Annotated in this window: 11 protein-coding genes; 1 reads left to right on the top strand and 10 read right to left on the bottom strand. The window is 42.4% G+C overall.

Going from position 1 to position 14,647, the window contains the following annotated elements; all coding sequences use genetic code 11:
- Positions 1 to 12: 12 nt before the first annotated feature.
- The 7 genes from BUC30_RS04350 to BUC30_RS04315 are packed head-to-tail and all read right to left on the bottom strand — an operon-like array spanning position 13 to position 8,417.
- Complete coding sequence (locus tag BUC30_RS04350; RefSeq protein ID WP_073423688.1) at positions 13 to 918, bottom strand: DUF4422 domain-containing protein; 906 nt, start codon at positions 916 to 918, stop codon at positions 13 to 15.
- A gap of 9 nt (positions 919 to 927) precedes the next feature.
- Positions 928 to 2,052, bottom strand: a complete 1,125-nt coding sequence (gene glf, locus BUC30_RS04345) for a UDP-galactopyranose mutase (RefSeq protein ID WP_073423687.1) — start codon at positions 2,050 to 2,052, stop codon at positions 928 to 930.
- A 2-nt stretch (positions 2,053 to 2,054) separates the two neighbouring features.
- Positions 2,055 to 3,056, bottom strand: a complete 1,002-nt coding sequence (locus BUC30_RS04340) for a glycosyltransferase (protein ID WP_073423686.1) — start codon at positions 3,054 to 3,056, stop codon at positions 2,055 to 2,057.
- Positions 3,057 to 3,073: 17 nt separating this feature from the next.
- Complete coding sequence (locus tag BUC30_RS15750; protein WP_139260783.1) at positions 3,074 to 4,801, bottom strand: glycosyltransferase family 2 protein; 1,728 nt, start codon at positions 4,799 to 4,801, stop codon at positions 3,074 to 3,076.
- A 32-nt stretch (positions 4,802 to 4,833) separates the two neighbouring features.
- Entirely contained in the window at positions 4,834 to 6,060 is a 1,227-nt protein-coding gene (locus BUC30_RS04325) for a type III PLP-dependent enzyme domain-containing protein (protein WP_073423685.1), read from the bottom strand.
- 4 nt (positions 6,061 to 6,064) lie between these two features.
- Positions 6,065 to 7,255 carry an ATP-grasp domain-containing protein gene (locus BUC30_RS04320; protein ID WP_073423684.1) on the bottom strand — a complete coding sequence of 397 codons (1,191 nt, stop codon included), beginning with the start codon at positions 7,253 to 7,255 and terminating at the stop codon, positions 6,065 to 6,067.
- Between the two features lie 46 nt (positions 7,256 to 7,301).
- A complete protein-coding gene (locus BUC30_RS04315; protein WP_073423683.1) occupies positions 7,302 to 8,417 on the bottom strand; it encodes a DegT/DnrJ/EryC1/StrS family aminotransferase in 1,116 nt (371 codons plus the stop codon).
- 166 nt (positions 8,418 to 8,583) lie between these two features.
- Between BUC30_RS04315 and BUC30_RS04310 the strand changes: the two genes are divergently transcribed.
- Positions 8,584 to 9,789 carry an ATP-grasp domain-containing protein gene (locus tag BUC30_RS04310; RefSeq protein ID WP_073423682.1) on the top strand — a complete coding sequence of 402 codons (1,206 nt, stop codon included), beginning with the start codon at positions 8,584 to 8,586 and terminating at the stop codon, positions 9,787 to 9,789.
- 3 nt (positions 9,790 to 9,792) lie between these two features.
- On the opposite strand, the gene BUC30_RS04305 is transcribed toward BUC30_RS04310, so the two are convergent.
- From BUC30_RS04305 to BUC30_RS04295, 3 genes are all read right to left on the bottom strand, one after another.
- On the bottom strand, positions 9,793 to 11,232 hold the full coding sequence (locus tag BUC30_RS04305; RefSeq protein ID WP_073423681.1) for a lipopolysaccharide biosynthesis protein: 1,440 nt from the start codon (positions 11,230 to 11,232) through the stop codon (positions 9,793 to 9,795).
- 14 nt (positions 11,233 to 11,246) lie between these two features.
- Complete coding sequence (locus tag BUC30_RS04300; protein ID WP_073423680.1) at positions 11,247 to 13,340, bottom strand: polysaccharide biosynthesis tyrosine autokinase; 2,094 nt, start codon at positions 13,338 to 13,340, stop codon at positions 11,247 to 11,249.
- A 121-nt stretch (positions 13,341 to 13,461) separates the two neighbouring features.
- Positions 13,462 to 14,640 (bottom strand): hypothetical protein, encoded by a 1,179-nt coding sequence (locus tag BUC30_RS04295; protein WP_073423679.1) that lies wholly within the window; start codon positions 14,638 to 14,640, stop codon positions 13,462 to 13,464.
- Positions 14,641 to 14,647 lie beyond the last annotated feature (7 nt).

Genomic DNA, 14,647 nt, shown 5'->3' with positions numbered 1-14,647 from the left:
AAAATAAAAATCTTAAGGAACGGTCCAGTAGCGTTCTTGTTTATTTCCACGGACTTTTGACAGGAAAAATGCGAAATTATCCTTAATGCGCATTTTTTTATACTTTAGCCGAGCTACTAATCCCTCGTCAATCTTTTTTGGATTTTCAGTATAAACATAGTAATTCAGGTTCTTTAAAGAATACTGCTTGTACTTGACCCATACAGTCCAAAGTCTTTCGGCGAGGAATCCGTAAATCCTCTTCTGGTAGCTATCGTATTTTTCGATGTCGATGATTTTTTCTGCTTTGAATAAAATTCCAAAAAGCCATTTGCAGTAATCGTCGAATTCGTTCCACGGCATGATGAACATGTTGCAGTCGTAAAAGTAGTTGCAGCCGAGAAATACATCGTTGAACGCGTTTAAAAATTCTGGGTAGTCGTTTCGGACGATATCATGAATGACGCGTAAATCGGAGCTGTAGTGGGCATGTTCGTAGCCGCTTGCGACTGAGGTCTTGAGGTACGCCCTGGGGGTTGTGATGACCTTGTTGGCAGAAAGCCAGGACTCGATTCTAGATGTGTCGAGCTTGTACTCGGAAATGCCTTTTACATCTTTTGGTATGCCACTGCTTGTGAGGCGAGTCTCATTAAACGCGAAAAAACGACGATAATGGTTTAGTCCGATATATTCTAGGTTTGGATAAATAGACTTGATATTTTTCCACGCCCAATAAATTGCGGTCAGCTCACAAAAACTGCGGTTCTTGTTGCTGATATTGTCACAAGGCTCTCCGTTCAATTGATCGTCGCGTTGGATTCCAAGGTTTGCCTCTGAAATGGCTGCTCCGACATGAATCGGTAAGAATATACCGTCTTGCGGCAATTCGCTTGGTTTGTGGCAACAGACGAGAATCTTTATTTTGGAATCTTCGAGCATGGCTGAAATTTAGAATTTTTCAATGTTCAGGACTTGCTCGATAATCGGGGCCATGTCGTAATACTTGTATTGCGCAAGACGACCTCCAAAGATAACACCCTTTTCTTGATCGGCTAGTTTGCGGTATTCTTCGGCGAGCTTGTTGTTGCGCTCATCATTGACGGGGTAGTAAGGTTCCATGCCGTCTTTGTATTCGGTGGAGTATTCTTCTGAGACAACCGTTTTCGGAACGCTGTAGACATCGGCGCCGAACATTTCAAAATGCTTGTGCTCGATGATACGTGTATACGGCTGGTCATGCGAAGTGTAGTTGACGACGGCGTTTCCTTGGAAGTTTGGCGTGTCTTCTGTGCGCATTTTGAAACTGACTGTGCGCCAGTCGAGCTTGCCGAGCTTATAGCCGAAAAATTCATCAATGGCGCCTGTGTAGACAAGCTTGTCTGCTATTTCGTGCCAGTTGTCTTTATATTCAGCAAAGAAATCGACGCCGGTGCGCGTCTTGATTCCGGTGAGCAATCCGTCAATGAGCTTGTTGTAACCGCCGATAGGAATGCCCTGGTACTTGTCGTTAAAGTAGTTGTTGTCGAATACGAGACGCACCGGGAGGCGCTTGATGATGAACGCCGGTAAGTCCTTGCAATTACGGCCCCACTGCTTTTCGGTGTATTCCTTGATGAGCTTTTCGAAGATGTCCTTGCCGACGAGCGTGAGCGCCTGTTCTTCGAGGTTTGCTGGCTCGCGACCATTCAATGCGGCAATGGCTTCGGCTTTTTGCTCTTCGATTTTTGCCTTTGCCTCTGCCGGCGTTGTGACGCCCCACATCTGGTAGAACGTGTTCATGTTGAACGGCAGATTATAAAGCTTGCCTTTATAGTTCGCAACAGGGCTGTTCGTGTAGCGATTGAATTCCACGATGGAATTGACGAAGTCCCATACTTGCTTGTTGCTAGTATGGAAAATATGGGCTCCGTACTTGTGGACATTGATACCTTCAATGTTTTCGCAATAGACATTTCCACCAAGTTGTGCGCGCTTATCTATGACGAGACATTTTTTTCCGGCACGGGTGGCGCGGTATGCAAATGTGGCGCCGAAAAGGCCTGAACCGACAATGAGGTAATCGAATTCTTTCATAATTAAAAAAGTTTTTTTATTTTGTTTCGAATTTTAGACTTTATTAATGAACATTTCCTGACTAGAAAAGATATTATTTTATATGCTTTTTTACCCTTGTCATACCAGGACCGAAGAATAACAATTAAAGGGTCCTCAAAAAATAAAACATCGCTTCCTGATATTAAACAAGTCAATGGCGCAATTCCTTTACTTGGATCGTCAAAAAGTTTTTCTATTTGAGGCGTTATTTCCCCATGTTGTTTGACTTGCAGGAGAATTTTTTTTTCATTTAACAAAAAAGGGGGCATTTTGCCGTTGTTTTCGCTGGTGCATAAATAGTGAATTATTTTTGCATCTTTAAAATGGCGTAATCCATGTTTGAATTCACAGTTCCAACAGTCGGGCAAAGTTTTAATTTGATGTCCCAATTCGTAATTTGTCTTGGCTAGACTTGGTTGATCCATGGATACCCTTTTTAGAGTCCCATCTTGATAATTTTTATTCCATCTTGTAAAAAAATTGTGGGTTGCTGGAATGTCTCGAACAAATATTACTCCGCTGTTGAAGTATTCGGTTTCGTTTTCTATAGGCCATTCTAGCTTTGTTCCATGTTTTAGGCACATGGACCTGTATGGATTGTCTTTAAATGGTACATGTGTATCCCAACATGCTGCCATATCTACATCAATTTCATCAATTTCATCTAATGGTTTTACAATGATTGTGTCGCAATCAATGAATAAAAAATCGCCTTGTACATAGTTCCGAACATTAGTCTTTAATAGACGACTTCTTTTTTGCGCGGAAATAGATGGATCTAATTCGATAACGATTATTTCATCCGCGATAGCTGATTCTTTTTTTCTCGTTCCTGTTAAGGATTCGCTTGTTTTTGAATCTGTTAAGAGCGTAATATGGACATCTGGCATATGATGCTTTGCTGAAAGCATTGATACATATGCTTGCTCTAGGTAGATGTCGTCTTCTGAGCTTACAAGAACATAAACAATTTTTGTTTTCATTCGTGCACATCCCATATTCAAATATTTATCTTGAAAAAACTTTGGCATTTTTCGATAAAATAATCATTTCTGTTGTTTTCAACATTGTCATTGCTTAACGCAAAGTCGTTGATTTTATCGCTAATGATTGGATATGGTGAAGGGTGTTTGTTTGGTGCCCAGCAGACTTTTATTCCTTCTCTGTTCTCAATAAACATTAACCAGACGTCATCCGCGTTAAGGCAGTGATTTTGAATATTTTCAATCTTGAAATAATCGCTATGGGTATTGAAAATATGCGGGGGATATAATACACCTCCTACTCCGGTAGCCATAAGATCGGAAGAGGGGGTTGCTATTTTTTTATATTCTAAATCCCACAGCCTGTAAGGGGCTATTGTTCCATCAAGCAAATGTGTTGTTTTATGAACTCGTCTTGCGGAAATACAGTTGGGATATTTTTTAAAGTTTCTGTAAAGAGATTCGATACAGTCTTTTGAATACAACGCGTCATCATCCACCGTGATTATGATGGCATTGGAAAATTCCTGCATTGCATAGAAATATTTGTTATGCGGCTTGATGTTTTCGCAGATAGTGCGAATTTCGAGACCTTTATCCCGCATGTCTAATATTTTTTTAGGAACATCTTGCAATGAAACAGTCTTGTCTAAATACAAGACGATTTTGTCTGCTTGTAGTGTCTGGTTGAAAATCGACTTTAAGCAAAGATGAAGTGTGCTGAATCGGGCGGGATAGCTTGTGAGGGAAACGACGATAGGGGTTTCTCTATGAGAGGGTGCTAGTTTTTTTGTTGGTTGAAACTTAACCCAAAAATTTGCTCTTTGGATGCGCTTTTCTTCACCAGTTATGTATTTTTTCCATCTGCGCTTAAAAATATCTGCAATGTAACTCAATGGACTGAGGCAGAATGCTTTGGCGCTTAATTTTAGGTAATCGTTTCTCTTACCTTGCTTTTTGGCAGCCTTGATCCCGTTCCTGAAATCTTGATAGAGTGTTTTATTGCGCTCTTTGATTACAGATTTGTTTGGCTTGAAAAATTCTGTAATTTCTTTATTATACCGCTCATTTGTGTACGCCCATTTTATTTTGTTCGATTCAGTGACTCCACTGCCACGACGGTAAACTGATGAAATTATGGGGTTGAAATGAACTTTTCCTTTTTGGGCAAGGAATGCCCACATCATGGTGTCAAAAGATGAAACTTCTTGCTGACTTAGTTCTTTAATGTATGTATTGCGGTACACTACTGAAGCTGTTGGAAATCTTCGGCGGATGAGCAAATCGTCAAGGCTTACATCGTGTTCGGGTTCTGTTGAAAAAGGCTTTATAATGTTCGTTTCGGTAAAAAGAACATTGGCGTTTTCAGTGGACAATATGTAGTCTGGATGTGATTCGAGAAAGTCTACTTGCCTTTGCAGTTTGTTTGGATCCGTCCAGTAGTCATCGCCTTCGCATTCGGCAAAGTATTTTCCTTTGGCAGAAGGATAAATGAATTTACTCCAAATATCCTTAATCTTAGAGTATTGATTTTCTTTCTGTAGAATTGCCTTAATCAGGTTGGGGTGCTTTTGGGCGTATTGTGCGATAATTTCCGTAGTCCCGTCAGTAGATGCATCGTCGTGAATGATGATTTCTATAGGAAAATTGACTTTCTGCATAAGAAAGCCTTCAATGGTTTGCGCAATGAAATTTTTTTGATTATATGTTGCGCAAAGGATGCTGACGAGAGGTTGGGTGTTCATGATGATTCTTTTTGTATAATATATTTTGATGCTTATTGCAGAAGATCTAATAAATGCTTTGCATCTTGTCGTTTGCGGATGATTTTGTATCCGTCTGGTGTCAATTCTACAATGGCACAGCGCGGATTGATAAAGAATGGTGTCAAATTGTTTTGGTAGGCGCCACTGCCCTTGTAAATTAGGAAGTCTCCTTTTTGGTAATGAGAGAGCTTTACCTGTTCGGAAATTCTGTCCACTTCCATACATGTGGAACCGACAATGTCGACGGTAATTTCATTTTGAGCCTCGTTGGGGCTGCACTCTTCAAAAGGATAATTTACTTTTCCTGCAGGAGGTCTTACTTGATAGATGCTTGCGTCTACAATAATGAAATCTTTGTTGTTTATTTGTTTGCGCTGGTATATTTGCGTGGCGATGTCGAAAACATTTGTAACAACAGATGCCCCAGGCTCTATGACAATGTAGGGTCTTAGTTTCTGAAAGTCGCTATTGCTCAAAAGGACATTGCAAATGCCTTGGGCATAATCTTGATAGGTGGGCTTTTTTGAAATGTCAACTTCTTTGGGGGCTGCACCAAAGAAGCCTCCACCCAAGTCGATATATTTAATGTGATTGAGTTGGTGAATGGATATGACTTCCATCAACCGAGACGCTATGATTTTGTAGTTGTCTACAACGCGATTTGTTGATGATGTATGACCGTGGAGCGAGATGATTTCTATGTCTGCGCTTTTTAGTTTTGAAATAGCGTCTTTTAAAGCTTTCGCGGTAAAGCCAAAACGACTTTCTTTTAATCCTCCTTGAACTGCCGAAGCTCCGTTTTCAGTATTGATTTCCATGTTTATACGTAAACCAACACGAATAGGTTGATTGGGTGACTCTTCCTTTATTTTGAGAACTGAGTCTACTTCATACATGCAGTCAAGATGAATAATGCTACCGTTGATGATAGCTTTCCTTAATAGAGGCTCGTCTTTTATGGGACCGTTCAAGACGATATGCTCGCCCTGAAAACCCATCAATAGTGCCAAATCGTATTCTATTTCTGAAACAACCTCTGCGTAAGCACCTAGTTCTTTGACGATTTCCAGTAAGAATGGCGTGTAATTCGTTTTAAATGAATAGGACAGAATGAATCGATCGTATTGCGATAGAAAGGCTTGGCGGAAATTTTTTATGTTGTCCTTGAATCGGCTCGGATGTGCTATGTAGAAAGGAGAGCCGACTTCATTGGCGATGTTTTTTATTGTATTAAACATTTTTTTATTTTAAGTTGATGTGATAGTAGTTTCCGAAGTTTTCTGTTATTTCGGTCATTTTTTCGAATGAAGGGAATTTTAGGAGACATACGCCGATTCGATCGGAAAGCACGGTTAGCTTGTTTATGGTGTCGCCTGCTTTTTTGAAAATTATTTTCTTGAAAATGTATTTGTTGAGTTCTTCAGAAATCTCTATGCTGTCTAGCATGCCGTCTTTTTCTGAATAGAACAGGGTGTACGCAAAATAGCCATTGGGGGATTCGTTGGTTATACCAAGCGCTTCGCCTAACGCCAGTTTTACAGAGATTTCCTCTAGGCTGATTCCATACGCCATATTCATCATCTGGTATATGAAATTGCCACTATGTCTTGTGTTGACTTCGATAAAATAAATCTTTCCTGAAGAAGATACTCTAAATTCGAGATTTAAAGCAGCGGATTTAATTCCGGTGGAGGACACGAGTTTCTGTATTTCGCGCTTGACCTGTGCTAATGTGTCGTCTAAAAGCACTCCATTGCCGAAGATTGTTGCGCATGGCAGGATCTTGTTGCAAGATGGATAAAGGTATCGCCCTAAAAATGCTAGCTTGACCACCCCATTTTCTACGATGCAGTCCCCATTTATTTGGAGTGTTCCGTCAATGTATTCTTCGATGACAACATTTCCGCTTCTAGATTCCTCAAAGGCGAGATTTACTGCTTCTTGCAACTTTGCTATGTCCGAAACTTTCGTAATGCCTTTGTTTCCGCCAGAGTCTGTTGGCTTTACGATAACTGGAAACGTTAAGGAGTCGATGTTTGCAGGAATGGTGTTGCCCTTAAGCAAAATGAACTTGGGATAAGACGAAAAACCGTTGTTTTTAAGGTATTGCCTAAAGTTGTCTTTATAGGATAACGTGTCTTTGATAGACTCTGTAATTCCAGGCAGGTGGAATTTCTCAATGACGTGGCTTCCTGCATAAGAGCCGTGTGCCGATGCAAAATAGACTACGCCATCTACGGGGTTCTTTTCGATGTATGCATCTATGGCGTCCAAGTCGTAGGTGCTGATTAGTATGGATTCGTCGGCTTCTTTGTGCCCTGGATTTTCGGCTTTATTATCACATGTTACGACATGAAATCCGCATGACTTTGCATATTTTATTGCTGGCAGCGTTGATAAATTCGCATCAAAGAAAATAATTCGTTTTTTCATTTTAATCCAAAAGCCGTTTTAACGTTTGTCTATTTCGAAGAGTGTATTATTTATGATTTCTAATGACTTCGATAACTCTGTCGATTCCATTTTCGTCAAGAGTTGCAAACATCGGAAGGCAAAGCACCTGGGACGCGAGTTTGTGGGCTATGGGAAGGTTTGAAGGATTGGCGGAGTCCAGTCCCTTGTATGCCGAGAACGTGCTGATGAGCGGGTAGAAATAGCGACGTCCATAGATGTCGTTTTCCTTGAGTTTCTCGTACAATGCGTCACGACTAAGACCGTATTCTTTTTCGTTGATGAAAATGGGGAAGTAGGCATAGTTGTGGCGGACACCTTCGATATCCGAGAGGAATCGGATGCCATCGATTTCTTTCAGGGCTTCTCTATACTTGTTGGCTATTGCCTTGCGTTTTTCAATTGCGGCATCGACTTGTTTCAGGTTCAGTAATCCGTATGCAGCACGGACTTCGTCCATCTTGCTGTTTATGCCGGGGGCGACAACTGTCGTCTCGTCGGCAAAGCCGAAGTTCTTAAGATAGTCTATGCGGTTCTTGGTGGCTTCGTCATGGCAAATTAGGGCGCCGCCTTCTATGGTGTTGTAGACCTTGGTGGCGTGGAAACTGAGCGTGCTGATGTCGCCTGCTTTCAGGACCGATTCTCCATTGATGCGTACACCAAAGGCGTGGGCCGCATCATAGATTATCTTTAAGCCATAAATGTCTGCGATTTCCTGGATGCGCTTTATGTTGCAAGGCGTGCCGTAGACGTGTACCGGCATGATGGCTGTTGTATGCGGCGTGATTGCCGCTTCGATTTTTTCTGGATCGATATTGCCCGTAGCTTCATCGACATCTACAAATACGGGCTTAAGGCCGTTCCACCAGATAGAGTGCGTCGTGGCGACAAAGCTGTAAGGTGTCGTAATCACTTCGCCTGTGATGCGCATCGCTTGTAGTGCGGTGATCAAAGGTAGCGTGCCATTTGTAAAAAGGCTTATGTATTTGACTCCGAGATAGTCTGCTAGAGCTTCTTCTAGTTCCTGATGGTAGTGCCCGTTGTTTGTAAGCCATTTGCGGTTCCAGATGTCTTTTAACATCGGAATAAAGTCGTCAAGAGATGGCAGAAGCGGTGATGTGACAGTTATTAAATCTTTAGGCATATTGTGAATTAGATATAATTCTGAAATTTTACCTAATGCAATATAGTTTTTTAACGGTTGGCCCGAAAAAAGCAAAAGCACAAAAGCAGTAAAAAAGCGATTGTAAAAAGAAATCGTAGAGAAGTTTTTTATATTAGGGGTGTAAATTTTAAGGGACTATTGTTTCATGAATAAAAAGAAACTGATGCTGCTTGGCGGAATCCGTTATTTGCTCCCTGTCATAAAGGCTGCTCATGAACAGGGATATTACGTTATTACGGCTGACTATAAGGAAGGTAATATTGCGCATAAGTATTCTGACGAATACGTGAATGTCAGTGTTTTGGATAAAGAAGCCGTTCTTAAGGTCGCTCAAGAAAAGAATATTGACGGCATTATGTCTTTTGGCGTTGATCCTGGGGTCGTTACGGCTGCCTATGTCCAGGATAAAATGGGCTTGCCAGCATTTGGTCCTTATGAGTCTGTAGAGATCCTACAGAATAAAGACAAATTCCGCGCTTTTCTTACGGCTAATGGCTTTAATGTTCCGAGAGCAAGGGGCTTTTCCTCGATGGAGGAGGCTTTGAGCGATTTAGATTGGTATCAGTATCCGGTAATTGTAAAACCGACAGACTCGGCTGGGTCAAAAGGTGTTTCTAGGGTGGATTCTGAAGACCAACTGAAGCCCGCGCTTCAGTATGCTTTCGATCATGCTTTTAAAGGCAACATTATTGTAGAAGAGTTTATTGAAAAACAGGGCTGTTCTTCGGATTCAGATTGTTTTTCATATAACGGAAAAATGTTGGTTACATCTTTTTCTGCGCAGCGTTTTGATGTCAATGCCGTGAATCCTTATGTTCCTGCCGCTTTTAGCTGGCCGTCGACATTTACGAGCGAAGAGGAAGAGTATTTAAAGTCGGAAATTCAGCGCTTGATAACTCTTCTTGGCATGCGGACGAGCATCTACAATATCGAAACTCGCGTAGGCACAAATGGAAAGCCATACATCATGGAAGTGTCTCCTCGTGGCGGTGGCAACAGATTGGCTGAAATGCTCCGATATGCTACTGGTGTCGACTTGATCACTGCGTGTACGCGAGCAGCGGTTGGGGATCCTATTAGCGATATTCAGGAAAAACCTTACGATGGCTGTTGGGCTGAAGTTGTTTTACATTCGAAAAAGAATGGCGTTTTTAAGGATCTTCAAATTAAAGAATCTTTGCCTGCAAAAGTCGTTGAACGAGATTTGTGGGTAAAGCCGGGCGATGTTGTTAGCGGATTTGAAGGCGCGAACAATGCTGTTGGAATGTTAATTCTTGCGTTTAAAACAAACGATGAATTACTTGATGCCCTGGAAAAACAGGATTCTTGGCTAGAAGTCGTTGTTGAATAATTCCTACGATTTCTTTAACAGACTCAGGATTTCCTTGAATACATCCTTGTTGAAAAGGTAATTTGTCGTAAGGTAGTATAGTATCCCGACGGTAAGCCCGACCCCTATTTGAAGACCATATTCATCTTGAGGCATAAAATTGTTTATGACAAGGATGATTGCTGCCATTGCAGTGGAGTTGAACAATGTCGGGAAAAGGAACTTCAACTGTTCCCCAATTCCTGCGTTTATGAATTTCTTGGAGTAGTAGGTGTTTATGAATAATCCAAGAATGGAATCTACGATTTGCCCAATGCACATGGCTGTAATGCCAATAGGAAGCGTTATAAGGAGTATTGCTAAACCGATGACTTTTTTGATGACTTCCAGTTTGAGGAACAAGTCGGATCGTCCGAGAACCTGTAGTATGTTCAGGTTTATTGCGTGAACCGGATACCACATCATGGCGATGCATAGAATTTGCAAAAGGGGAATCATCTCCTTCCAACGCTCCGTCAGAAGAAGCAATGTCATTGGCTTTGACAATGCAAGAAGTCCTAGCATGAGCGGGAAAATAATCAGTGCAGAGTAATTAATGAATTTTAGAAAGCTGTTTCTCATGCGCTGGGGATCATTCTGCAGGGCGCTTAATACGGGGAAAGATACTCGATGTAAAATGCGCATGATGTTTTGCGATGGAAACTGGGAAAAATGATCTGCTTTTGCAAATGCTCCTAATTGTGCAGGCGTATAGAATTTTCCGATGACAAGTGGATAAAGGTTGTTGTAGACGGTGTCCAGAAGTCCTGAAATCAGTAGCTTTGAACCGTAAGAGAAAAGGTTCTTGAAGGATTCTTTGTCGAAAAAACACTGTGGATGCCAGCGAACCGTAAGCCAATAAAGAAATGCGTTGAATGTGGAGCAAAATAGGGCTTGAATGACAAGTGACCAAACTCCATATCCATTGTATGCAAATCCAATCCCTACAATTCCAGAGATGATTGCTGAGGCTAATGATATTTTGGCTTGCTTTTTAAAGTCGATTTTAATGGTTAGATTGGTAACTTGCACCGTTGAAAACGATTGCACGATGAGTCTTAATGCTAGAACTCTTAATACGAGGGTAAGTTCCGGCATGTTATAGAAGCTTGCTATAAATGGAGCTGTAAAGAATAGTATGGCGTAGCATACAAGGGACATGCCGATGTTGAAGAAAAACATCGTCGCCATGTCCTTTTCGGTGCGGTCTATTTTGCGGATGATTGCGTTTGCAAAGCCACTATCGATAAATGTCTGGCAAATGGCCAAAAAGATGGTTAGCATCGCGATGACGCCGTAGTCCGCAGGGGTCAATAGACGTGCAAGTACGATGCCAAATAAAAACTGAATGCCCTGTGTAGAAAATCTTTCTACAGCACTCCAAAACATCCCTTTGGCTGTTTTCTTTTTAAGGTCGGATGCCATGGCAAAATGTAATGCTAGTATTTTCCGTATTTGTAACCATAGCCATCGCTGTGGCCGTGCTCGTACTTGTTGATGACAAAGCTTGCGTGGGCATTGCTGTTACCCTTCAGGAGCTGAGTCATGCCGTCCTTGATGGCGTCGATACTGTGTTTGTTATATTCGATGACCATGACAATCTGGGATACGACTCGGCAAGCCAGAGCAGCATCTGTCACAAGCATGATTGGCGGCGTATCTACGATGATGAGGTCATAGGATTTTTCAAGTTCGCTGATCATGGATGCATAGTGCTTGGAACCGAGCAGTTCAGAGGGGTTCGGGGGTACTGTACCGCATTGCATGATGAACAGGTTGTCGACTTCAGTGTTATGGATGACTTCGTCCACAGTGGCTTCACCGAGGAGAATCTGGGAGAGCCCTTTACCACGCTTGATGCCGAATTCCTTGTGCAGACGACCTTTGCGGAGGTCGGCATCGATAAGCAGAACCTTTTTGCCGAGCCCTGCGTATAATGCGGCGAGGTTTACTGAGATGAAGCTCTTGCCGACACCCGGAATAAGACCGCTGACGCCGATGGTTGGGCTGGAGCCTTCTTCCATGCTGAATTCGAGAGAGCTCCGGAGCGCACGAATCGATTCCACAGCGACATCGTCTGGCTCGACAACTGCAAGGGGGCGTGTTCCCTTGGTGCCGTTGGGGTTGCCTTTCGGCACCTTGGCATAGACGCTGAATCCTGTTTCGCGTTCGATAAAGTTTGCATCACGTACGCCGTTGCTGAACTTGCTACGAAGCGTTACGAATGTCGCGCCCGTGAGTAAGCCCAGAAACAGCATTGCGAAGATGATCATGGATTTCTTCGGCTTCATGGGGCGAGAAACTTCTTCGGCAAAGTCGATGATACGGACCGATCCGACTTCGCCAGCGGATACGAGCTTTAGCTGCTGGATGTTGTTGAGCATCGTCGTGTACATGTGCTTGCTCATGTCCACTTCGTTTGTGAGTTTCAAAACTTCCTGTTGCGTGTTCGGAAGTCGCTTTGTTGCGGCCGTGTTGTTGGCGAGTTCACGCTTTAGGTTGTTTTCTTGTTCTTCAAGAGTCTTGATTGTCGGGTGTTCCGGTTGGAATAAACGGATTGCACTTTGTTTTTTTTGCTGCAAGTCCAGCAACTTTTGTTGCAACACATTGCGCTTTTCCAAAATAATTTGGGTTTCGGCGCCGATATCTACGGAGCCAACTTTGTTGCGGTAAGTATTGAATTTAAGGAGCGAACTATCCATCTGTTCTTTGACTGCCGGAAGTTGCTTTTCCAAAAATTCCAACGTTTTTTGAGCTTCGGCATTGCGCTGTTCAACGTTTTGCCTTAGGTAAGATGTTGCAATTTCGTTCAGGATTTGGGTGGCGCGGTCCGGATAGATGTCCTGGTAGCTAAATTCCAAAATGCCAGTCTTTTTGCCTTTTTCCTTGATTTCAAAAGCCTTCTTGAATGCTGCGATGGCGTCCAGGCGATTAAGTTCCTGAAGTTCGAATTTTTGACCTGCGGTAGCTTCCATTCGATGGACGCAGAATACGGCTGTATCGCCTGCGTATGGGAAATGGTATGTGTTGCCGACACTTCCCGAAAGTACCAATTTATTGTTGTGGTCGTACAGGTTGAAAGTCGTGCTGTCAGTTGCTTCTGCAATCCAAGGTACGATTTTTTCGTTTTTGGGAATGAGCGTCCAAGGCACTTCGAAACGGCTGATTTCCATGCGACCTTCGCGGTGCAATAGGCGATCAAGGCTGTTTACTGGGGTTGCTGTGTATTGTAAGTGCATCTTTTCAACAGCTTCGCCAATGATATGACGGCTCTTGATAAGTTCGATTTCCGTTTCTGCAGGGCTGGAACTCGCGAACAGGCTAGGAAGTCCGCCCATCATGCCTACGCTCTTGTTGCTCTTTGATTCAATTTGGAGCAGCGCGTCTACTTTATAGACGGGGCGTATCCAAAATGCGATGAATACGCCGATGATTCCGGCGACAAAAATACACGGAACCATGATTTTCCAATTTTTTGCCAGGTCTTTTAATAAGTCCCAAAGATCCGTTTCTTCTTTCTTTGCTGATGCCATAGAGTATACCTTAAATATCCAATTTAGTATACTAAGTTAGAAAAATAAAGGATTCGAGATGATGCATATTCTGCGCAATGACAATTTTTTACCTGTTTTTCTGTAATGATTGCGTTTAGACTTATTCTTTCCGCTTGGCGCGGCATTTCTCCACAAGGCGCATGTATTCTGCACAGGTCATACCTGTTTGTTTTTCTAGTTCAGAGCCGCATTTCTCTAAATCGTACATGTTGTATTCTGTACATGCAATTCCCTCTTCTATTTCCTCTTGGGTAGCGATTCTAAACCCGTCAAGATCGCAAACGTACTTGTTGTTATTTTTTCCCGAAATGAGAATGCCCCACCAATTATCACATAGCTTGGGTGCTAATTCGATGTCGATATCCGAGGCGATATACCATTCCGTGGGAAAATAATCTTCACCTTCAGAATAAGGATATCTGCAAATGTACGGTCTTTTTTTTATGCTGTCTATTGATGTCACGTATGAATACATAATGTAGAGTTCATAACCTAAATAATCGCTAGAAACTTCTGCCTTAAAGACGGGGCCTTCTTTTATTGTACCGAAGCGGGACTCAGTACATCCACCGAAGCCTAATGCGCATTCTGATGCGTCACCTATACGCCAACCATTACCTATTTTCTGCACACCAAGATAGTATCGATTCGTTCCATCGTGTACATAGCAGCGTTTTTTGCAGATGTTCTCCAAATAATCAATGTTTTCTTGTTTGCAATTTATACATTTTTTCTTTACGGGTTCTATGCTTCCCCAATGGGCATCGCCTTCTTTGCTGTTTGCGTAATAGCTGGAATCATTGCATAGATGGTTGTAGTAGCTGACGCCTAATGCACTCCAATAAAATTTCTTATCATAATCTTTTTGGCAAATGTAAAAGTTTGGATGATAATCAGAATCGGCGTATCCAAAATTTCCTACATTTTTTTCGTTACACCCTCCAAGAGATGCTTCAGGGATTGTTGCCACTCGCCATTTTTGGTTGTCGAAAATATAGACAACATCCGTTACGTTGCCTTTGCGGATGGCACCTTCTGTCGTATCTTTCCAGTTTTGAATATCGTCTGTGATCGTTTCGGCTTTTTTGCTAGAACTGCTGGAGGACTTGTTTTTTACACTGGAACTACTAGAGAATTTGGTGCTTTTGTTGGCTTTGCTGCTGGAACTGCTGAAAATTTCGGCTTCTTCGTTGGAATCGCCTGCAGAACTGCCGGAGTCATCCCCGCAGGAAACGAGCAAAAACGAAAGGATAAAAACAAGAAGGGCTGTGTTTTTCATGGTTTAT

Source organism: Fibrobacter sp. UWB7 (assembly GCF_900142945.1).
In the GTDB taxonomy this organism is placed as follows: domain Bacteria; phylum Fibrobacterota; class Fibrobacteria; order Fibrobacterales; family Fibrobacteraceae; genus Fibrobacter.
This window is presented reverse-complemented; position numbering and strand designations above follow the sequence as displayed.

Bases quoted from the DNA above. Each gene is read 5' to 3' on its own strand.
- BUC30_RS04350 (WP_073423688.1), bottom strand. From the start codon at position 918: ATGCTCGAAGATTCCAAAATAAAGATTCTCGTCTGTTGCCACAAACCA.
- BUC30_RS04295 (WP_073423679.1), bottom strand. From the start codon at position 14,640: ATGAAAAACACAGCCCTTCTTGTTTTTATCCTTTCGTTTTTGCTCGTT.
- BUC30_RS15750 (WP_139260783.1), bottom strand. From the start codon at position 4,801: ATGAACACCCAACCTCTCGTCAGCATCCTTTGCGCAACATATAATCAA.
- BUC30_RS04315 (WP_073423683.1), bottom strand. From the start codon at position 8,417: ATGCCTAAAGATTTAATAACTGTCACATCACCGCTTCTGCCATCTCTT.
- BUC30_RS04325 (WP_073423685.1), bottom strand. From the start codon at position 6,060: ATGTTTAATACAATAAAAAACATCGCCAATGAAGTCGGCTCTCCTTTC.
- BUC30_RS04320 (WP_073423684.1), bottom strand. From the start codon at position 7,255: ATGAAAAAACGAATTATTTTCTTTGATGCGAATTTATCAACGCTGCCA.
- BUC30_RS04340 (WP_073423686.1), bottom strand. From the start codon at position 3,056: ATGAAAACAAAAATTGTTTATGTTCTTGTAAGCTCAGAAGACGACATC.
- BUC30_RS04300 (WP_073423680.1), bottom strand. From the start codon at position 13,340: ATGGCATCAGCAAAGAAAGAAGAAACGGATCTTTGGGACTTATTAAAA.
- BUC30_RS04305 (WP_073423681.1), bottom strand. From the start codon at position 11,232: ATGGCATCCGACCTTAAAAAGAAAACAGCCAAAGGGATGTTTTGGAGT.
- BUC30_RS04310 (WP_073423682.1), top strand. From the start codon at position 8,584: ATGAATAAAAAGAAACTGATGCTGCTTGGCGGAATCCGTTATTTGCTC.
- glf (WP_073423687.1), bottom strand. From the start codon at position 2,052: ATGAAAGAATTCGATTACCTCATTGTCGGTTCAGGCCTTTTCGGCGCC.